Annotated in this window: 17 protein-coding genes; 4 read left to right on the forward strand and 13 right to left on the reverse strand. The window is 65.4% G+C overall.

Going from position 1 to position 20784, the window contains the following annotated elements; genetic code table 11:
• Positions 1 to 103 precede the first annotated feature (103 nt).
• Both nadA and nadB read left to right on the forward strand, forming a co-directional pair.
• The gene (gene nadA / locus ACA027_RS16690) at positions 104 to 1222 is read left to right on the forward strand and encodes a quinolinate synthase NadA (RefSeq protein ID WP_370679319.1); all 1119 of its coding nucleotides are present in this window, start codon (positions 104 to 106) and stop codon (positions 1220 to 1222) included.
• 302 nt (positions 1223 to 1524) lie between these two features.
• Positions 1525 to 3042: an L-aspartate oxidase gene (gene nadB / locus ACA027_RS16695; RefSeq protein WP_370679320.1), complete on the forward strand. Its 1518-nt coding sequence runs from the start codon at positions 1525 to 1527 to the stop codon at positions 3040 to 3042.
• On the opposite strand, the gene guaD is transcribed toward nadB, so the two are convergent.
• Both guaD and ACA027_RS16705 read right to left on the reverse strand, forming a co-directional pair.
• A complete protein-coding gene (gene guaD / locus ACA027_RS16700; protein WP_370679321.1) occupies positions 3029 to 4315 on the reverse strand; it encodes a guanine deaminase in 1287 nt (428 codons plus the stop codon). The genes nadB and guaD overlap by 14 nt on opposite strands.
• 162 nt (positions 4316 to 4477) lie before the next feature.
• Positions 4478 to 5392 (reverse strand): MBL fold metallo-hydrolase, encoded by a 915-nt coding sequence (locus ACA027_RS16705; protein ID WP_370679322.1) that lies wholly within the window; start codon positions 5390 to 5392, stop codon positions 4478 to 4480.
• Positions 5393 to 5522: 130 nt separating this feature from the next.
• On the opposite strand from ACA027_RS16705, the gene ACA027_RS16710 reads away from it, so the two are divergent.
• Positions 5523 to 6440 (forward strand): LysR family transcriptional regulator, encoded by a 918-nt coding sequence (locus ACA027_RS16710; RefSeq protein WP_370679323.1) that lies wholly within the window; start codon positions 5523 to 5525, stop codon positions 6438 to 6440.
• 10 nt (positions 6441 to 6450) lie between these two features.
• Here the strand turns inward: ACA027_RS16710 and ACA027_RS16715 are convergent, their stop codons facing one another.
• The 3 genes from ACA027_RS16715 to ACA027_RS16725 form a co-directional block, all read right to left on the reverse strand.
• Positions 6451 to 7287 (reverse strand): LuxR C-terminal-related transcriptional regulator, encoded by an 837-nt coding sequence (locus ACA027_RS16715; RefSeq protein ID WP_370679324.1) that lies wholly within the window; start codon positions 7285 to 7287, stop codon positions 6451 to 6453.
• 9 nt (positions 7288 to 7296) lie between these two features.
• A complete protein-coding gene (locus ACA027_RS16720) occupies positions 7297 to 8454 on the reverse strand; it encodes a P1 family peptidase (protein ID WP_370679325.1) in 1158 nt (385 codons plus the stop codon).
• A 69-nt stretch (positions 8455 to 8523) separates the two neighbouring features.
• Positions 8524 to 9963 carry an APC family permease gene (locus ACA027_RS16725; protein WP_370679326.1) on the reverse strand — a complete coding sequence of 480 codons (1440 nt, stop codon included), beginning with the start codon at positions 9961 to 9963 and terminating at the stop codon, positions 8524 to 8526.
• Between the two features lie 243 nt (positions 9964 to 10206).
• Between ACA027_RS16725 and ACA027_RS16730 the strand changes: the two genes are divergently transcribed.
• Positions 10207 to 10662 (forward strand): HIT family protein, encoded by a 456-nt coding sequence (locus tag ACA027_RS16730; protein WP_370679327.1) that lies wholly within the window; start codon positions 10207 to 10209, stop codon positions 10660 to 10662.
• 371 nt (positions 10663 to 11033) lie between these two features.
• Here the strand turns inward: ACA027_RS16730 and ACA027_RS16735 are convergent, their stop codons facing one another.
• From ACA027_RS16735 to ACA027_RS16770, 8 genes are all read right to left on the reverse strand, one after another.
• Positions 11034 to 12083, reverse strand: a complete 1050-nt coding sequence (locus ACA027_RS16735; RefSeq protein WP_370679328.1) for an adenosine deaminase — start codon at positions 12081 to 12083, stop codon at positions 11034 to 11036.
• 283 nt (positions 12084 to 12366) lie between these two features.
• Positions 12367 to 13515 (reverse strand): BMP family ABC transporter substrate-binding protein, encoded by a 1149-nt coding sequence (locus tag ACA027_RS16740; RefSeq protein WP_370679329.1) that lies wholly within the window; start codon positions 13513 to 13515, stop codon positions 12367 to 12369.
• 276 nt (positions 13516 to 13791) lie between these two features.
• Entirely contained in the window at positions 13792 to 14940 is a 1149-nt protein-coding gene (locus ACA027_RS16745; RefSeq protein ID WP_370679330.1) for a BMP family ABC transporter substrate-binding protein, read from the reverse strand.
• Positions 14941 to 15140: 200 nt separating this feature from the next.
• Positions 15141 to 16061, reverse strand: a complete 921-nt coding sequence (locus ACA027_RS16750; protein ID WP_370679331.1) for an ABC transporter permease — start codon at positions 16059 to 16061, stop codon at positions 15141 to 15143.
• The gene (locus ACA027_RS16755; RefSeq protein WP_370679332.1) at positions 16061 to 17161 is read right to left on the reverse strand and encodes an ABC transporter permease; all 1101 of its coding nucleotides are present in this window, start codon (positions 17159 to 17161) and stop codon (positions 16061 to 16063) included. Before ACA027_RS16755 ends, ACA027_RS16750 begins: the two co-directional genes overlap by 1 nt.
• The gene (locus ACA027_RS16760; protein ID WP_370679333.1) at positions 17158 to 18750 is read right to left on the reverse strand and encodes an ABC transporter ATP-binding protein; all 1593 of its coding nucleotides are present in this window, start codon (positions 18748 to 18750) and stop codon (positions 17158 to 17160) included. Before ACA027_RS16760 ends, ACA027_RS16755 begins: the two co-directional genes overlap by 4 nt.
• A gap of 76 nt (positions 18751 to 18826) precedes the next feature.
• Positions 18827 to 19759, reverse strand: a complete 933-nt coding sequence (locus ACA027_RS16765) for a LysR family transcriptional regulator (protein WP_370679334.1) — start codon at positions 19757 to 19759, stop codon at positions 18827 to 18829.
• A gap of 185 nt (positions 19760 to 19944) precedes the next feature.
• Complete coding sequence (locus ACA027_RS16770) at positions 19945 to 20757, reverse strand: hypothetical protein (protein ID WP_370679335.1); 813 nt, start codon at positions 20755 to 20757, stop codon at positions 19945 to 19947.
• Positions 20758 to 20784: the final 27 nt, after the last annotated feature.

A 20784-nucleotide genomic window follows, 5' to 3' on the forward strand; every position in this document is an offset into this window, starting at 1 on the left:
AAACCACGGAATAGAGGGCCATCAGACACACTCGGAAACCTCTCCATTTTGCATTAATGCTCAAATTGAGAATAATAGGTCTTTTGCCACCTCAGAGACCGCCATGCCCTCGACTGCCTGCGCCGCCCCTGCAGCCTTGCCCCACAGCATCGCCACCGCCTGGGAACAGCTTCCGCCACCGCTTTCTGCAGCCCAGCGCCAGGCCGCCATGGCCCGCATCCAGGGGCTGCTGCAGGCCCACAACGCCGTGCTGGTGGCCCACTACTATGTGGACGGTGCATTGCAAGACCTGGCCCGCGCCACCGGCGGCTGCGTGGGCGATTCGCTGGAAATGGCCCGCTTTGGCGCCGAGCATCCTGCAAGCACCCTGGTCGTGGCCGGCGTGCGCTTCATGGGGGAGACGGCCAAAATCCTCAGCCCCGGCAAGCGCGTACTCATGCCCGATGGCAATGCGACCTGCTCACTGGACCTGGGCTGCCCGGCCGAGGCCTTCAGCGCTTTTTGCGATGCCCACCCCGACCGCACCGTGGTGGTCTACGCCAACACCAGCGCCGCCGTCAAAGCCCGTGCCGATTGGGTGGTGACCTCGTCGGTGGGCGAGGACATCGTGGCCCATCTGCACGCGCGGGGCGAAAAAATCCTGTGGGCGCCCGACCGCCACCTGGGCGCCCATATCCAGCGCCAGACCGGTGCCGACATGCTGCTGTGGCAAGGCGCCTGCCTGGTGCATGACGAATTCAAGGCCGAGGAGCTGGCCGCCCTGGCCCGCGAACACCCCGACGCGGCGATTCTGGTCCACCCCGAATCGCCCGAGGCCGTGGCCGCACAGGCCACCGTGGTGGGCTCCACCACCCAGCTCATCGATGCCGTGGGCCGGCTGCCAGCCCAGCGATTTATCGTCGCCACCGACCAGGGCATCCTGCACGCCATGCGGGAACGCTACCCGGACAAGGAGTTCATGGCCGCGCCCACGGCCGGCGTGGGCGCCAGCTGCAAAAGCTGCGCCTTCTGCCCCTGGATGGCCATGAACCAGCTCGATGGCGTGGAGCAAGTGCTGCGCCACGGCCATGGCGCCATCACGCTGGCGCCCGAGCTGATCACCGCCGCACGCCAGCCACTGGAACGCATGCTGGCATTCGCCGCAGCCCGGCGCCAGCGCGTGCGCAGCAGCGGGGAATTGGCGCAAGACATGCCGCTGTTCACGCATTTTGGTGCGGCTTGAAATTGGGACACCCCCCTGAGTCGCCTGCGGCGCCTTCCCCCCGCTCTTCGCGTCGCTGCGCTCGCGGGCAGGGGGACGACACCAGCGCGGCGGGGCAGCCCTTGCGCGGTGTCTCTGGCGAATGGGGCCTGTCACGCAGCAGCAGGAGCGCACCGCCTGCCTGAGGTATGACCCCTTCCCCCACCGGGAGAAGGTGGGGATGGGGGCTTGCCCCGGCTATTTCTCCCTCGCACCGAAGGGGAGAGGGTGGGGGTGAGCCGCCCCACACAACACAGCGCTCTACATCACGGAGATCACACCCCATGCAAGCCTCACTTCCCGACATCCCACGCGCCGATGTGTTGATCATCGGCGCGGGCCTGGCCGGTCTGAGCGCAGCACTGTCGCTGCCGGCCACGCTGCGCGTGGTGCTGCTCAGCAAAGGGCCGCTGTCTGCATGCGCCAGCGCCTGGGCCCAGGGCGGTATTGCCGCGGTCCTGGACGCAAACGACAGTCTGGAGGCCCATGTGCAGGACACGCTGAACGCCGGCGCCGGCCACTGCCGGCCCGAGGCGGTGCGCGCCATCCTGGCCCAGGCGCCGGACGCCATGGCCTGGTTGTGCGCCCACGGCGTGCCCTTTACCCGCAATGCCGATGGCAGCCTGCATCTGACGCGCGAGGGTGGCCATGGGCAGCGGCGCATCGCCCACGCGGCGGACTGCACCGGCCACGCCGTGCACGGCGCTTTGCTGCAGGCCTGCCGCCAACGCCCTCACCTCACCCTGGTGGAGAACGCCACGGCACTCGAGCTGTTGACGGCCGCCGATGGCCGCTGCGCCGGCGCCCTGGTGCAGCAGGCCGACGGCATGCTGCTGCACTGGGCTGCGGGCCACACCGTGCTGGCCAGTGGCGGCCTGGGCCGGCTGTACAGCCACACCACCAACCCCGAGGGCAGCAGCGGCGACGGCGTGGCCATGGCCTGGCGTGCCGGCTGCGCGGTGGAGGACCTGGAGTTTTTGCAGTTTCACCCCACGGCGCTGCAGATTGGCGGGCACTCCGTAGGCCTGGTCACCGAGGCCTTGCGCGGCGAAGGTGCGCTGCTGCGCCTGCCCGATGGCCAGCGCTTTATGCCGGCCTATGACGCCCGCGCCGAGCTGGCGCCGCGCGATATCGTGGCGCGCGCCATCGCATCTGAAATGGCCCGCCATGGCCTGGACCATGTGCTGCTCGATATCCGCCACCGCCCGCGCGCCTGGCTTGACGCGCATTTCCCCGGCGTCACCGCGCTGTGCGCGGCCCATGGCCTGGACCTGGCCACCCAGGCCATCCCCGTGGCGCCCTGCATGCATTACGCCTGCGGTGGCGTGCGGGCCAATGTGGATGGCAGCACCGGCGTGGCCGGCCTGTCCGCCATTGGCGAGGTGGCCTGCACCGGCCTGCATGGCGCCAACCGCCTGGCCAGCAACTCCCTGCTGGAATGCGTGGTCACGGGCCGCGCAGCCGGCGCGCGTATTGGCACTCTGGCGCCCAGTACCAACGGGCAGTACGCGCCCCAACCGCAAGCAACCGCAGCCGCAGCCGCCGAAGCAGACCACCGCATCCTGGTCGCGCTGCAACAGCTGATGCAAACCCAGGTCGGCCTGGTGCGCCAGCGCCAGGGGCTGGAACAAGCCGTGGCGCAGCTGGACGCCTGGCGCCGCGCCCTGCCCCTGGGTGCTGCCTCCAGCCTGCCGCTGCGCAACCGGCTGGACACGGCCTGGCTGATTGCCAGCGCGGCCCTGCAACGCGGCCACAGCCTGGGCGCCCATGCGCGCAGCGATGCCCCGCTCAACGCGCAATAACGGCTTGCTCAATCAAGCGGTCATCGCCCAGCACAATCATCGCAAACAGCAGCTCGTCCAGGCTTTCGGCCTGCGCCGTCTTGCGCGCCAGGAGCGGCGTGCAGCTGGGGTTGAGGATGATGAAATCCGCCTCGCAGCCCGGCTGCAGATTGCCAATGACTCCCTCCAGGCCCAGCGCCCGGGCTGCGCCCGCCGTGTGCTGCCACCACAGGGCCCCGGGCTTGAGGCTAAAGCCCTGTTTGGCATGGCCCTCGCGCCCCACCACATAGGCTGCCTGCATGGTGCGAAACGGCGAAAAACTCATGCCTCCGCCCACATCGCTGGCCAGGCCATAGCGAAAGCCTGCGGCATCGGCCTTCAGATAATCAAAGTAGCCGCTGGACAAAAACAGATTGCTGGTGGGGCTGATGGCCGCCGCCGTGCCGGTCTCGCGCAGCAGGGCGCGGTCGGCCTCGTCCAGCCAGATGCAATGGGCATAGACCGCGCGCTCGCGCATCAGGCCAAAGCCGGCGTACACGTCCAGATAGCTGCGTGCCTGCGGGTAGAGCCCACGCACCCAGCGGATCTCATCCAGGTTTTCCGAGGCATGGGAATGCACCCAGACATCGCTGTACTTGGCCGCCAACGCGCCCGCGCCGCGCAATTGCGCCTCGCTGCTGGTGGGCGCAAAACGCGGCGTGATGGCATAGCCCAGGCGGTCCACGCCGTGCCAGCGGCCAATCAAGGCTTCGGTGTCGATCAAGCCCTGCTCGCAATCGTCGCGCACGCCGTCGGGGCTGTGGCGGTCCTGCAGCACCTTGCCGGCCATCATGCGCATGCCGCGCGCCTGCGAGGCCGCCATGATGGCGTCCACCGACGCTGGGTGCGAGGTGGCAAAAGTCAGCGCCGTGGTCACGCCGTTGCGCAGCAGCTCATCCAGAAAAAATTCCGCCACGCCGTCCGCATAGGCCCGGTCGTGAAAGCGCGACTCGTGCGGGAAGGTGTAATGCTCCAGCCAGGGCAGCAGCCCATCGGCCGGCGCGCCAATCACATCGGTCTGCGGATAGTGGATGTGCATGTCCACAAAACCCGGTGCAATCAGCCGGCCCGGCAGGTGCATCACTTCGGCACCAGGGTGCTGCGCCCACTGCCCCTGCAGCGCCTGCCAGCTGCCGGCGGCCAGCACGCACTCCCGGCCTTGGGCATCGGGGCCCACGGCCAGCAGGCCGTCGCTGTCGTACTGGGGGCTGCCGTCGTCGGCAAAGCGGAGCAAGGCGGCGCGGTAGATCTTCATGCCACCCAGCATAACGGGCAGCTACCGTTCTGTGCAGCAGGTTTAGAAAAACAGGAGCAGCCTGTGCTTTAACGGTCAGCGCTTCACATGGTTTCATGCTTGAAACGCTGAACCTATATGCAGTGCATGCTCCTGCTTTTACCCACGTTGCGCAGCACAAGTTCACTGCGGCCACTTCATCTCGCCCTTGAACACCTTGGCCGACAGCTCCAGGGAAGAGACGCCACCCAGGCCCGGATAGTCGTGCAGGACCCCATTCACCAACTGGGTCGCGTTCTGCGCCGCAGCCGCCCGGCGCTCGAAGTTCTGGATATAGCCCTGGGTAAATCGCAGGGCCTCCAGCCCCTGGGGTACGGCACCCACATAGTGGCCGGGCACCACATGGCGGGGGTGCAGCGCGGCGATCTCGTCCAGCCGCTGCAGCCAGTTGGCGCGTGCGGCAGGGGTCTGGGCATCGGCCATCCACACATGGATGCCGCTGGACACGGCCACACCGCCGAGCACCGTCTTCAGCGACGGCACCCACAGATAGCCATGGCCGCCATGTGCACCGCCATAGCCCTTGGGCTCGACGCGCTGGCCGTCCACGGTGAAGTGGTCGGCCACAAGCGCCGTGGGCAGCAGCAGTTGCTTGGGCGCGTTGCCCTGCAGGATGGGGGTCCAATAGGCCTGCTTGCCCTGCATCTGCTTCTCGATCGCCGCCACGGTCTGCGGCGCGGCCACCACGCGTGCCTGGGGGAAGGCCGACTGGATCACATCCAGCCCGAAGTAATAGTCCGGATCGGCCTGGCTGATGTAGACCAGCTTCAGCGTCTTGCCGGTCTGCTTGATTTGCTCGACCAGGGCCTGGGCGTCATTGCGCTGGAACTGGGCATCGATCAGCACGGCCTCGGTCGGGCCGCTGAGGATGGAGGCCGACACCGGGAACAGCGATTGCGTGCCCGGGTTAAAGGTCTGCAACTGCAAGGCGCTACCTTGCTCCTGGGCTTGCGCTTGCGCCTGGGCTGTGCCCAAAAAGCCACCGACGGTGGCAAGAGCGATCAGGGCCGATGCGGCCAGGGTGTGACGACGGTTCATGGTCTGTGCTTTCGGTGAGGTCAGCGCCGGATCAGCGCAAGACCGCAACCTTAAACAAGCCAATCCGATCGATAAACAGCACAATGATCAATAACTTGTTGCATGAATCGATCGGATAAACCATCAACTTATGGACCGCATCACCGCCACCCAGGTTTTTGTCACCATCGCCCAGCGCGGCAGCCTCACGGCGGCGGCGGATGCACTGGACATGTCGCGCGCCATGGTCAGCCGCTATCTGGCGGAAATGGAGGACTGGGTGGGCGCCCGCCTGTTCCACCGCAATACACGCCGCATCGGCCTGACCGCCACCGGCGAGCGCGTGCTCCGGCACAGCGAGGAGTTGCTGGCCCTGTCGCAGCAGCTCACCCAGGGCGCCGGCAGCACAGACACGCAGCTCAGCGGCCTGCTGCGCGTGGCCTGCTCACACTCTCTGGCGCAGGCCACCCTGGTGGGCATGGTGGGGCGGTTTCTGGCCCTGCACCCCCAGGCCTGCATCGACCTGCAAACCACCGAACGCACCGTGGACCTGGTGGAAGAGCGCATCGACCTGTCGATCCGCATCAGCAACACGCTGGACCCATCACTGATCGCGCGGCCCCTGGGTATCTGCCGCTCCGTGGTGTGCGCAGCCCCCAGCTACCTGGAGCGCCAGGGCCGCCCGCAGGCCGTGGCCGATCTGGCGCAGCACAACTGCCTGTCCTATGCTTACTTTGGCCACAACCACTGGCCCTTCACCCAGGACGGCGCGGCCATCGAAGTGGCGGTGCGCGGCAACCTCTGCGCCAACAACAGCACGGCCTTGCTGGAAGCCACGCTGGCGGGCGTGGGCATCAGCCTGCAGCCCTGGTATGCCGCCGCCGCCCATGTGGCGCGCGGCACCATCGAGGTGCTGCTGCCCGAGGCCGAGCCCCTGCCCCTGGGCATCCATGCGGTCTACACCTCCAAGGAGCACCAGTCCCCTTTGATGCGGGCGCTGCTGGATTTTCTGGTGCAGGAATTTGCCGGCTGCGATATGCAGCTGCCGCAGGGGCTGCCACAGGCGTAGAACGCAGCGCTCATTCAGCCATAGGCAACGCTGGGGCAGGTCCAAGACCCGCAGTGAAAAGCGCAAACAGCTCGGAAGGGCTGCGCACATCCAGCTTGGCATAGACATGGCGTCGGTGGCTTTTCACCGTTTCGCTGGCAATGCCCAAGTGCTGGGCGATGGACTGCAGGGAATGGCCTTGCAGCGTCAGACGGGCGACTTCTGCCTCGCGCGGCGAGAGCGCGCCGACACCAAAGCGTGCCAGCGCATCGCGAAAAGGGAGCGCCAGCGATGGAGCCGCAAGCCCTTTTGCCGCAGCCGTATCTGTGCCGGCGTCGGCATGACGGGACAAGATGGCCAACAGCCAGGGCTGCAAAGGGTGGAGCGAACGGGCTTCCGAGGCCGCGTAATGCTGGCCGGCTCCCAGGGACACCGACAACAGCCCACCATGGCTTGCACACACCAGCTGGACCTCATCCTGGCCCACGGCGTCGCGAAAGTAGTTTGCGTAGTAATCGGTCTGTCGAAAGCAGTCGGGCGCCACATCGCTGAGCCAATGCAGTCCTGGCCCGAGTCCGTTCTCGAAGGCCTGGAAAAAAGGATCCAGACGGTACATACCTTCCACATAGCGTGTGACCTGGGACTCCGCTGCACTGGCGACCCAGTCAAACTCCAGCACCACCGTGGGTGCCTGGCGGGGGTAGTACCAGGTCACCAGCGCATTTTCAAACGCCAGGCGCACACGCAGCAGTTTGAAAAATGCAGGCCAGAAATGCACAGAGCCCAGCGCATGGGTAGCCTCTGCTGCGGCTTCAAACAGGGGCCGCTCCGCCGCGCAATCCATGGAGGGAGGGTTCCAGCTTGTCATGTGTTGTCGTCACCGGGCCAGCAGCCGTTGCAATTCGGCGTGGGGAATGCCGGGGCTGCGGCGCCCATCCAGCCCGACCATGCTGCGGCCCGCCACCAGGGCGTTGACGACTGCCTCCTCGGTGGCTTCGACAACGGCGGTATAGAGCGCATCCACATGGCCCCAGGGGACAAAGCACAGAGAGCGCAGCACAGCATCTTCGGGCTCGCTGCCGGGAAAACGGCTGTCCAGCGCTCCCGCATTGGCCGTGGAAAATGCCATGAACAAATCCCCGGAAAAATGCGAACCACAAGTGCCTGTGCGGGCAATCCCCAGGCCAACCCGCCGGGCAAGCGCCTTGCATTGCAGCGGCAGCAAGGGCGCATCCGTGGCAACGATGGCAAGACACGAACCCGCGCCAGCCGGGGCATCGCCAAAATGGGCTTGCAGTGGATTGTCTGCAGCCAGGGCCGCGCCCACATCCACACCGCCTATGCGCAACTCCTGCCGCACGCCAAAGTTGGCTTGCAAAAACACGCCCACCGTAAAGTGCTGCGCCCCAAAGCGCACCTGGCGGGAGGCCGTGCCATTGCCCGCCTTGAAGGCGTAGCAGTTCATTCCCGTGCCGCCACCTGCGGCCCCTTCGGGCACCGCGCCGGAGGACGCCGACTCCAGGGCCAGCGCCGCGTGCTCCGGCAGCACATGCTGGCCATTGATGTCGTTGAGATAGCCATCCCAGGTCTCTCCTACCACCGGCAGCAGCCACTGCCGCCCCAGCTGCGGCTGCTGCTGCAACACCCATTGCAAGCTGCCATGGTGGCAAGCACCCACGGAATGGGTATTGCTCAGGAGAATGGGCATGGCCAGGCCGCCGCTTTCCTCTATCCAGGCACTGCCCGTGAGCTCGCCATTGCCATTGAGCGAATGCAGGCCGGCCGCGCAGGAGCGGCCCAGCGCCTGGCGTCCGCGCGGCAAGATGGCGGTGACGCCGGTGCGAATGGCCTTGCCGCTGCCGGACTCCCCCAGCAAGGTGACGCAGCCGACCTCCACCCCCGGCACATCGGTAATGGCATTCCAGGGGCCGGGCACGCCGGCAAAATGCAGCCCCAGATCGCGGGCACGCGGCGCGCCCCCCTCCAGCGGGGTATGTCCAATCAAGGGCGGCAACGCGGTATTCGTCCAGGGCATTCGCCAATTCCTCTGTGGTGATTCCAATTTCCAAGCAAGACCAGGTCTGCGCAGTTTTTGAACAGGGTTTCAGGAATTCAGCGGCGCTTGCCCACGGAGCATGCCTATAAGGCAGGCCACAAAAGGCAAGGCCGCCAGCAACGCGCTCAAGGCCACGCTGCCACCGGTGAGCAGCGTGAAGTTGGACAGCACCAGTGTGGCGCAGCCCAGCAGGCCCAGCAGCGCCAGTGCCGGCGCAATGCGGCAGCGAAACACATCGTTTCTGGCCAGCGCGTGATGGCGCGAGAAAAACACATAGACAGCGGCCGACGTGGCAAAGAGCAGCAACACCATGCCCACGGTGGCCACACCGGCCATGGAGCCGAATACCGACACCAGAGGGTCCAGCCGGAGCAGGGCAAAGATGGCAATGATGAGCGCCGCCGTGATGGTCTGCACCAGGGATGAGAGATGGGGCGATGCATGGCGCGGGTGCACACGGCCCAGGGCTTGCGGCAAAAGCCGTTTGCGCGCCAGCACATGCTGGTAGCGTGCCAGAACATTGTGAAAAGAGAGCACGCAGGCAAACAGGCTGGAAATCAGCAGCACATTCACGATGTCGCGGCCAATGGGCCCCAGATAGGTCTGGGCATTGTCCAGCAGCAGATTGCCCTTGCCTTCCAAGGTCTGGTTGGCAGCGGCCTTGACGTGGTCGACACCTTCGGCAATGACCAGCGCCCAGCAGGCCAGCGCATAAAAACTGCCCAGCAGCAGCACGGACAGGTAGGTGGCACGGGGAATCGTCCGCGCAGGCTCCCTGGCCTCATCCCGGAAGACGGCCGTCGCCTCGAAGCCGATAAAGCCCGTCAACGCGAACAGCACCGCCACACCCAGCGAGCCCTCCAGAAACACCGAAGGCTTGAAGGATTGGATATTGATGCCCGAAGCTCCGCCGCTGACAAAGATCATGGTGCTCATGGCCACCACCACCAGCACTTCACAGGCCAGGGCAATGCCCAGCACCCTGGCGCTCAGGCTGATATGCCTATACCCGAGCCAGGCCACCAGCGCCAGGGTGGCAAACGCATAAACAGGCCAGGGCACCTCAGGGCCGCCATAGGCTTTGACCGTGTCATTCACCGCCCAGCCCATATAGCCATAGATGCCGACTTGAATGGCCGTGTAGGTGACAAGGGCCACCAGCGCAACCCCCATGCCGGCCCGGTGGCCCAGCCCCTTGCTGACATAGGAGAAAAAGGCCCCGGCCTCGTTGACATGGGGCGTCATGGCCACAAAGCCCATCGAAAAAAGAAACAGCACGGCCGAGGCGATGATGAAACCCATGGGGGCTCCGGCGCCGTTTCCCAGGCCCATCCCTAGCGGGATGTTTCCGCCAATGACGGTCAAGGGTGCCGCCGCCGCGAGCACCATGAGGGCAATGCCGGAGACTCCCAGGCTTCCTCTCAGCTCACCGCTTGCGGGCGTTGCACCGATATCCTGGAAGCGGTCTTGAAGATTGCTTGCTGTCATCAAGGCACCTTTGTGTCTGGTCCACATGAAACCTGTGGAGCAGCATACAAAGCGGTCTCGGTTGTCGACAGAGTGATTGCAAGTACCCACATCGGGTGATGCAAGCAGAAGAGATCGCAAACTGGCTCCGGGGCAAGCCCGGTTCGCCCGAATGGTGCGGCGCAACTGCAGCATCTACCATGGCCCACATGTGTGCATGCCCCGCGCTGCACCGCTTTTTCACCCCGTTCTGGAGAGCGCCCCATGCCCATGTTTGTCGACACCTCGCCCCCTGGCCAATGCATTTTCTGCAAGCTGGTGGCCGGAGAGATTCCAGCTGCCACCATTTACGAAGACGCGCTGACCATTGCCTTTATGGACATAGGCCAGGTCAACCCCGGCCATGTGCTGGTGGCCACCAAGCGCCATGCCGTCACGCTGCTGGAGCTGACACCGGCCGAATGCGCCGCCGTGATGCAAACAGCCCAGCGCGTGGCCGTGGCAGCCGAGCAGGTGTTTGGCCCGGACGGCATCACCCTGTTCCAGGCCAATGGCGCGGCCGGCGGGCAAACCGTTTTCCACTTTCATATGCACATGCTGCCCCGCCATGTGGATGACGGCATGCACCTCACCTGGCCACGCAAGGAACCCGGCATGGCCGTGCTGCAAGGCTATGCCGAGCGGCTGCGCACGGCATTGGCAGCGGCGGAAGCTGCCTGATATTTGCAGCAAATGCTCTGATTTAGAGAGCTGCTGATGCCCATACTGCAAGGGCTACAGCGGTAAAACACTTGAAATTCCCGTGTTTCCCATCTGGCTGGACCCACCCTCACCCCTGCCCTCTCCCGCCCAGGCGGGCGAGGGAGTAAGACAAGCGAGCAAGGGCAGTAGCCGCACAGCACTTGGTCCATCAAACTACCAGCCGGAGCGGGCCTGCGCCGTACAGTGGGCGCTGGGACATTTTCCACAACGCCCAGACGGTGCTTCAGGCGAGGCGACTCGCCCGCTGACAGTACTTGCGTACGGCAAGGGCGAGCAACGACGCATCAAGCGCCGTATGGGCGCCTCCGCACAAGGCGGCCACCCAAAGTTCAAGCGCGTTGCGCGAACCTCAAGAAGCAAGCATCCAGCTGCTGCACCCAGGCCGCCTGCTGCTGCGGACTGGCAAAGCTCGCCTCCAGGCTGTTGCGCGCCAGCTGGTAGGCATGTCCGGCATGCATGCCGGTGGCGGCAAACAGCTGCACATAGTTGTCGTTGACATAGCCGCCGAAATAGGCCGGGTCGTCCGAGTTGACCATCACCTTCAGCCCGGCCTCCAGCAAGCGCGGCAGATTGTGCTGTGCCAAGTCATCGACCACGCAGAGCTTGAGGTTGGACAGCGGGCACATCGTCAGCGGCATGCCACGCTCGGCCAGGTGCAGCATCAGCGCGGCGTCTTTCTCGGACTGCACACCGTGGTCCACCCGCTCCACCTGCAGGTTGTGGAGAGCATCCCACACATAGGCAGGCGGGCCCTCCTCGCCGGCATGGGCCACCAGGCGCAGGCCCAGCTGCCTGGCGCGGGCAAACACGCGGGTGAATTTCTCCGGTGGGTGGCCAAGCTCGCTGCTGTCCAGGCCCACACCGATGAACTGCTCACGAAAGGGCAGCGCCGCCTCCAGCGTGGCCTGGGCCTCAGCCTCGCTCAAATGGCGCAGAAAGCACAGAATCAGCTCGGCGCTGATGCCCCACTGCGCCTTGGCGTCGTGGCAGGCGCGGTGCAGGCCGTGGATGACGGTGCCCATGGCCACGCCGCGCTCGGTATGGGTTTGTGGGTCAAAGAAAATCTCGGCCCGCACCACGTTGTCCTGCACCGCGCGGCGCAGATAGGCCATGGCCATGTCGTAGAAGTCTTCCTCCTGCAGCAGAACGCTGGCACCGGCGTAGTAGATGTCCAGAAAGCTCTGCAGATCGGTGAAGGCGTAGGCCGCACGCAAAGCCTCCACATCGGCATAGGGCAGGTCCACGCCATTGCGCTCGGCCAGGGCAAAGATCAGCTCGGGCTCCAGCGAGCCTTCGATGTGAATGTGCAGCTCGGCCTTGGGCATGGCGCGCAGCAGCAAAGGGAGGCGGGAGGGTTCCACGTCAGGCACAGCGTTCATCTAGGCACACTCCAAAGATGGGGCCGCAGGCAGGTGGCCAGCGGCGATGGGCAAGAGGCCCGTAGCAGCGATTAGGACATAGCGGCCTGCTCTGCAGCCGATTTTGCGTGCAGATTGTGTGCCCGAACGTTCACCCCAGCCCACCGGCGAACGCAAATCCATGGTCAGCGCGCCGGCATGGCGGCGCCCTATCCTGCCCAACAAAAAGGCTGCCCGGTGGGCAGCCTTGTGGAGCATGGCGACGGGCAGATGCCCGAACGCCTTGCAGCAGCGCCAGCGCGGCTTACTTGGCGCCCGGCACCTTGCCTTCCACGCCCTTGACGTAGAAGTTGATGCCTTGCAAGAAGGCGTCATCGGCGGCCTTGTCGGCGGCCAGGGCTTCCTTGCCGTCGTTGGTGGCGATCGGGCCCTTCCAGATCACAAAGCTGCCGTCCTTCAGGCCTTTTTTGACCTCTTCCACCTTGGCCTTGGCTTCGGCGGGCACGTCGGCAGCGATGGACACCAGGTCGATGGCGCCTTCCTTCACGCCCCACCAGCTCTGGCCCGTGGTCCAGGTGTTGTTCTGCACGTCATTCACGACCTTGGTGTAGTAGGGCACCCAGTCGATCACGGCCGAGCCCAGGTGGGCCTTGGGGCCGTAGGCCGTCATGTCCGAATCCCAGCCAAAGGCGCGGGCGCCCTTTTCCTCGGCGGTCTTGAGCACGGCGGGCGAATCGGTGTTCTGGAACAGCACGTCGGCACCGCCATGGATCAGGCTGGTGGCGGCTTCGGTTTCCTTGGGAGGGCTGAACCATTCGTTCACCCACACCACCTTGGTCTTGATCTGGGGGTTCACGCTCAGCGCGCCCAGGGTGAAGCTGTTGATGTTGCGGATCACCTCGGGGATGGGCACCGAGCCCACCACGCCCAGGGTGTTGGACTTGGTCATGGAGCCGGCCACCACGCCGGCCAGGTAGGCGCCTTCGTAGGTGCGGCTGTCATAGGTGCGCACATTCTCGGCCGTCTTGTAGCCGGTGGCATGCTCCCACTTCACATCCTTGAAGTCGCCCGACAGCTTCTGGATGGTGTCCATATAGCCGAAGGTGGTGCCAAAGATCAGCTTGTTGCCCTGGGTGGCGAGGTCACGCAGCACGCGCTCGGCGTCGGGGCCTTCGGACACGCTTTCCACATACGTGGTCTGGATCTTGTCGCCAAATGCGGCTTCCAGCTTTTTGCGCGCCTGATCATGGGCAAACGACCAGCCACCGTCGCCCACAGGGCCCACATAGGCAAAGCCAATCTTCAGCGGCTCGGCCTTGGCAGCGGGTGCGGGGTCGGCAGCGGGGGCTGCCGGTGCCGGCTCTTCCTTTTTGCCGCAGCCCGCCAGAACGGCGGCAGTCACGGCAGACAGGGCTGCCAGCTTGAACAAAGAGCGCTTCTTCAGATCAGTCATGGATATTCCTTCTGGAGGAAAGTGGGTGTTGGGGGCTGGGCATTTGCACAGGGCCCAAGGTGGCCAGGGCCTGTTTCGCGCAGAGGCGCTATGGTTGCACAGTTTGGGCCGGGAATCTGCCTTGCAGCCTCCCGGCCGCCACGCTGTACCCGGCGCACAACGCCGTCGAATGCCCAAACCCGTTGCCATAGGCCAGCGCATGCCAGGAGCGCACCACCTTGGCGCGCAAACGCCCGCAAAAAAGCCTCCCGAAGGAGGCTTGGGAGGGCAGCGTGCTTACTTGCCGTCGCTGCCGGGCACCTTGCCTTCCACGCCGTTGACGTAGAAGTTGATGCCGCGCAAGAAGCCGTCGTCCGCCACCTGGCCGGCAGGCAGCACTTCCTTGCCGCTGTTGTCCTTGATGGGGCCGGTCCAGACCGCGAAGGAGCCGTCCTTCATGCCGGCCTTGGCCTTCTCGACCTTGTCCTTGATTTCCTGGGGCACCTGGTCGGCAATCTTCACCAGATCCATGGCGCCTTCCTTGACGCCCCACCAGTAATTACCGCCCTGCCAGTTGCCGGCCAGCGTGTCTTCCACCACCTTGGTGTAGTACGGCGTCCAGTTGATGACGGCCGAGCCCAGGTGCGCCTTGGGAGCGAAGGCGCTCATGTCGCCGTCCTTGCCAAAGGCATAGGCACCACGCTCTTCCGCCGTCTTCAGCACGGCAGGCGAGTTGGTGTTCTGGTACATCACGTCCACGCCGCCGTTGAGCAAGCTGGTGGCGGCCTCGGTCTCCTTTGGTGGGGCGAACCATTCGTTCACCCACACCACCTTGGCCTTGATCGTGGGATCGATGGCCTGGGCACCCAGCACAAAGGAGTTGATGTTGCGCACCACTTCAGGAATCGGCACCGAAGCCACCACGCCCACGGTCTTGGTCTTGGTCATGGCACCAGCCACCAGACCCGCCAGGTAAGCGCCTTCAAAGGTCTTGCTGTCGTACACGGCCACGTTGTCGGCCTGCTTGTAGCCGGTGGCATGTTCGAACTTCACGTCCTTCAGGTCGGCTGCGGCCTTTTGCACAAACTCCTGGTAGCCAAAGCTGGTGGCAAAAATCAGCTTGTTGCCCTGTCCGGCCATGTCACGCACCACGCGCTCGGCGTCGGCGCTCTCGGGAACGCTTTCCACCATGGAAGTCTCGATCTTGTCTGCAAACTTCTCCTGGATGGCCTTGCGGGCCAGCTCATGCTGGAAAGTCCAGCCGCCGTCGCCGATGGGGCTGACGTACATAAAGCCGATCTTCAGCTTGTCGGCAGCCGCCGGAGCCAAGGCTTCGGGAGCCGCAGCAGGGGCCGCAGCCTCCTCCTTCTTGCCGCAGGCCGTCAGCACGGCCAGGGACATGGCCGACAGGCCAACCATCTTGATCAGGGCACGCTTGGTGGTCATTGCTATTTCCTCTTTATTTTCAAAACGTCTATTGTCCCGCCGCCGCTAGCACTTGGTACAAGCAACAGCCCTCAAAAACTGGCGCGCCCCAAGCCAGAGACACCGCGCAAGGGCCGCCCCGCCGCGCCGGTGTCGTCCCCCTGCCCGCGAGCGTAGCTAGCGAAGAGCGGGGGGAAGGCGCGCAGCGACTCAGGGGGGTGTCACGACCCCGGATAAAACGGCTTGCCCAGCGAGGCCGGCATATTCGCCCGAATCCAGGCCGGATTGCGCGAGATGATAACCAGCACAGCTATGGTGGCCAGATACGGCAGCATGGACAGCAGCTGGCTGGCCACCTGCACGCCGGTGGCCTGCAGGTGGAACTGCAGCATGGTCACGCCGCCAAATAGGTAGGCGCCCAGCAACACGCGGGCAGGCCGCCAGGTGGCAAAAGTGGTCAGCGCCAGGGCAATCCAGCCACGGCCGGCCACCATGCCCTCCACCCACAGCGGGGTGTAGACGGTGGACACATAGGCGCCGGCCAGGCCGCACAGGGCACCGCCCGCCATCACAGCGGCCAGGCGAATCGGGCGCACGGCGTAGCCGATGGCATGGGCCGACTCGGGCGACTCACCCACGGCGCGCAGCACCAGGCCAGCGCGCGAGCGGTACAAAAACCAGACCAGCACGGCAGCCAGCACCACGGTGATGTAGACCAGGGGGTGCAGCTTGAACAGGGCCGGGCCCACCACCGGAATGTCCGACAGATAAGGCACGGCGTACTTGGGCAACTCGGGCAGCTTGGCCTGCACATAGGACTGGCCAACAAAGGCCGAGCAACCCACGCCAAACAGGCTCAGCGCCAGGCCGGTGGCGTACTGGTTGGTGTTCAGCCAGATGACCAGCAAACCAAACAGGCCAGCCAGCAAGGCCCCTGCGGCCATGCCGGCGGCAAAGCCCAGCCAGGTGCTGCCGGTGTGCACCACGGTGGCAAAGCCGGCCAGCGCGGCGCACAGCATCACGCCTTCGGCGCCCAGGTTGACGATGCCGGCCTTCTCATTGATCAGCAGGCCCAGGGCGGCCAGGGCCAGCACGGTGCCGGCGCTCAGCGTGGAGCCCAAAAGCAGTGCGTAGGCATCCATCACTGGCCTCCCTTCACGGCAGCGGGAACTGCTGCAGCCTTGGGCGCCGAAACCCAGCGCACCCGGTAGGCAATCAAGGTGTCACAGGCCAGCAGCGTGAACAGCAGCAGGCCCTGGAACACCCCCGTCAGGGATTTGGGCAGGCCCAGGCGCGACTGCGCCAGCTCACCGCCGATATAGAACATGCTCATGAGAATGGCGGAAAAGATCATGCCCACGGGGTGCAGGCGGCCCACAAAGGCGACGATGATGGCAGCAAAGCCGTAGCCTGCCGGCACATAGGGCGTGAGCTGGCCTATGGGGCCGGCCACTTCCAGGGCGCCCGCCAGGCCGGCGCAGCCGCCCGAGATCAGCAGCGCCGTCCACAAGGCCTTGCGCGAAGAGAAACCGGCATAGCGCGCCGCAGCCGGGGCCAGGCCGCCCACTTGCAGGGCAAAGCCTGCCTTGGTGCGAAACAGGAACACCCACAGCAGGCCCGCGCCCAGCAGAGCCAGCAGCGTGCCGATGTGCACGCGCGTGCCTTCAATCAGCTTGGGAATCTGCGTGACCCGCTCGAACATCTTGCTCTGCGGGAAGTTGTAGCCCATGGGGTCCTTCCAGGGGCCGTAGACCAAAAAGCTCAGCACCAGCGTACCCACATAGACCAGCATCAGGCTGACCAGGATTTCATTGGCATTGAACTTGTCGCGCAGCAGGGCAACGATGCCCCCCCACAGCATGCCGCCCAGCACGCCGGCCACAAGAATAGCAGGAACAATCCAGGGCCCGGTATCCGGCCCCGCCAGCAAGGCCATGCCACCGGCTGCCACGGCGCCGATGACGAACTGCCCCTCGGCACCGATGTTCCAGACATTGGAGCGAAAGCACACGGCCAGGCCCAGCGCAATCAGCAACAGCGGCGTGGCCTTCATGGCCACTTCGCCCATGGCATAGGTGGTCTTAAGTGGCTCCCAGAAAAAGGCCTGCAGTCCCTTGACCGGGTCCTTGCCCAGCACCATAAACAAGGCCACGCCAATCAGCACCGTGATGCCCAGCGCCAGCAGCGGCGAGCCATAGGTCCACCAGCGCGAGGCCTGGGGGCGTTGTTCCAGCTTGATCATGCCTGCTCTCCCGCCTGGCCCTGCTGGCGGTCGGTGCGCGCCAGGTGCTGCTGCACCTCGGCATGCCACAGGCCGCTCATCCATTCACCGATTTTTTGCACTGTGGCCTGGTCCCGGTCCACCGAAGGGCTCAGGCGGCCCTTGGCCACCACATACAGGCGGTCGCTGATTTCAAACAATTCGTCCAACTCCTCGCTGAGCACCAGCACGGCGCAGCCCGCGTCGCGCAAAGCCAGCATCGCGCCCCGGATCTGCGCCGCAGCGCCCACGTCCACGCCCCAGGTGGGCTGGGAGATGATCAGCAGCTTGGGCTGGGCATCGATCTCGCGGCCCACAATGAATTTCTGCAGGTTGCCGCCCGACAGCGACTTGGCGGCGGCATTCGGCCCGCCCGCCTTGACGTTGAAGCGGCGGATGATGTCCGCCGCATGCGCCTGCAACTGCCCCATGCGCAGCCAGCCGCATGGGCCTACGGCGTTCTGGCGCGTGAGCAACAGGTTGTGTGCCAGGCCCATGCTGGGCACGGCGCCCCGGCCCAGGCGCTCTTCGGGCACAAAGTGCAGACCCAGAGCGCGGCGCTGGCCCGGGCCCATGCGGCCGGCGTTCTGGCCCAGCACCTGCACCATCTCGGGCGCAGCGCGGCGGTCCTCGCCAGACAGGGCATAGAGCAATTCCTTCTGGCCGTTGCCGGAGACACCGGCAATGCCCACCACCTCGCCGGCGCGCACATTCAGCTCCAGGTCGATCAGGTCCACGCCAAAGGCGTCGGACTTGGGCAGGGCCAGTTGCTGCACCTTGAGCACCACATCGCCAGTGCGGGGGGCGCGGCGCGACAGCGCCGGTGGCTCGGAGCCAATCATCAGCCGCGACAGCGAGGCATTGCTCTCGTTCTGCGGATTGCACACGCCCGTCACCACACCGCCGCGCAGCACGGTGCAGGCCGTGCACAGCTCGCGAATCTCATGCAGCTTGTGGCTGATGTAGAGGATGGAGCAGCCCTCGGCGGCCAACTTCTTCAGCACCACAAACAGTTTTTCCACGGCCTGGGGGGTCAGCACCGAGGTGGGCTCGTCCAGAATCAGCAGGCGCGGATTGGTCAGCAGGGCGCGGATGATTTCCACGCGCTGCATCTCGCCCACCGACAGGGTGTGCACCGGGCGCAGCGGATCAATGTCCATGCCATAGGCGCTGCCCACTTCGGTGATGCGGCGCGTCACATCGGCCAGCGGCATGCCCTTGTCCAGGCCCAGCCACACGTTCTCGGCCACGGTGAGGGTGTCGAACAGGCTGAAATGCTGGAACACCATGGCAATGCCCAGCTGGCGCGCTTCCTGGGGGTTGCGGATGGAGACGGGCTTGCCGTCGAAGTAAACCGCGCCTTCGTCAGGCTTGACCGCACCGTAGATGATCTTCATCAGCGTGGACTTGCCAGCGCCGTTTTCTCCCAGCACAGCATGCACTTCGCCAGGCTGCACCGCCAGCGACACCCCGCTGTTGGCCACCACGGCCGGGTATTTTTTGGTAATGCCCTCCAGCTGCAGTCGCGGTGGTGTCACACCGGGCGCGGGGGTCGTATCGGGGGGATTCATGGCGGGATTTTCTCTCAGTTTGTTTCCTGTGCGGCGCGGAATCGGGCTTAACCGCTGGCGCTTGCTGGGCTATATGCTATTTTTTAGTGAGCACCAAAGCGACGTCTTTCACCGCTTCGCGCAGCCAGGCTGCGGCTGCGGACTGGTGGGTGCGCGCATGCCACAGTTGGTAATAGGTCAGTCGTGGTAGGGCCACGGGGCAGGGCAGGATCTGCAGCGGCAGCCGGGACACAAAGCGCTCGCAGAACTGGCGGCCCGTGGTCAGCACCAGCAGGCTGCCGGCCACGATGTCGGGCATCAGGCTGAAATGGGCGCAGCGCGCGGTGATGTTGCGCTGCAGGCCCTGGCGCTCCAGCTCCACATCGATGACGCCGCGCGCGCCCGGGTAGGTGGGCATGGGGGCGATATGTTCGGCCTCCAGCCAGTCGGCCTCGCTCCAGCCCCGGCGCACGGCCGGATGGCGCTGGCTGACCAGGCAGACCACCTCGTCCTCAAACAAGGAGCTTTGGTGCAGCTCCGTGGGCGGTGCCGGCCAGTTGCCGATCACCACATCCACCTCGCCCTGGGCCAGCTGGGTCTGGTAGTGCACATCGTGGCTCAGGCCCATGAGCTCCACCGGGCAGCCCGGCGCGCGGGCCTTGAGGTGGGCCACCAGCTGGGGCAGGAACAGCGGGTCCAGATAGTCGCTGGCGGCGATGCGAAAGCTGCGCGTGGCCAGGGCCGGGTCAAAACTGCGGGCGTTGGTGAACAGCCCCTCGGCCGCCCGCAAGATGGCGGCGGCCGGCTCCACCATATGCAAGGCGGCGTCCGTGGGCTGCATGGCTGCGCCCGAGCGCACCAAGAGCGGATCGCCCGCCAGCTCGCGCAAGCGGCGCAGCGCCGTCGAGACGGCCGGCTGCGACATGCCCAGGCGCACCGCTGCCCGCGAGACATTGCGCTCCACCAGCACCGTGTGCAGGATGCGGATCAGGTGCAGGTCAATCTTGTCAAACAGGGCTTGCTCGCGCATGGAGGGAAAAGAAAAAAAGGGTTCGGTATCGGGTGGCCGGGTGGAAGCTGTCGGCAGTATGGCGGCCATGGCGCAGAGGCAGCCCCGGGGAAGTCCCGCCCGAGCGCATCTGCGTGGAGGGGTTCCGGGCATGGCCACAGGCATGCCAGGGCGGTGCCGGTGGCTGCCGGCGCCGCCTCACTGACTCAGTGTTGCTGCACGGCCTCGCCTGTCATGACCGCCTCGTCCAGCTTGGCTTGCCAGTACACCAGGCGCGCGTTGTGGCGGGCCATCAGGGCGGCATCAATCTCTTCCTTGTGGATGTCGGAGAAATCTTCCAGCTCGTTCACCAGGGCGGCCATCTTCACTTCCAGCTGCTCCACCTGCTCGGCCAGCAGCTCGGATTCGGACTTTTCGGTGCGAAACGGGTTGGCCATGGCATTCAAAAAGCTGCTGCCTTGGTTTTGCTCGATGGTGGACACGGCGCGCTTGGCCTCGTCATACAGGGCATGCATGGTGTGGAACTCGGCCATGCGCTCGTTAAAGCGCTCGTGCAGGATTTCCTTGAGCCGGGTTTCCGTCTGCAGATAGTCCTCGTAGCGCTGCTTGACCTCGGTGCTGCGCGCCTTGTGCTCGGCCCGGGTCAGCGGCCCTTCGATGCGAAACAGCCCGGCAAATACCAAAAGCGCCGCCATGCCATACCACAGCAGCCAGTCCACCGGCAGCTGAAAGCCGCCCCAGATCAGCAAGGCCGTGCCCACCAGGGCCAGGGTGTAGATCACCTGGCGCTCATAGCGCACGGCGCGCGGCAGCGGAATCGGCGCGAGCTTGATCACCGCATGCATGCGCAGCGGTTCCTGGGCTTGCGGCAGCTTCAGCTTGGCCACGCGATCCTTGGCCTCCTCTGCGCGGAAAGTGGGCGGGACAGTCACCGGCTGCGGCGTCGGAGCGACCTGGGCACCGACGGACCAGGACTTCAGGCGGTCCTTGGCACGTCGAAACAGGGCAGAGAAATTCATGGGGCCATCCCCGGCGGCAGACTGGTG

Origin of the sequence: Comamonas sp. GB3 AK4-5, from assembly GCF_041320665.1 — a bacterium.
Lineage (GTDB): Bacteria > Pseudomonadota > Gammaproteobacteria > Burkholderiales > Burkholderiaceae_C > Comamonas.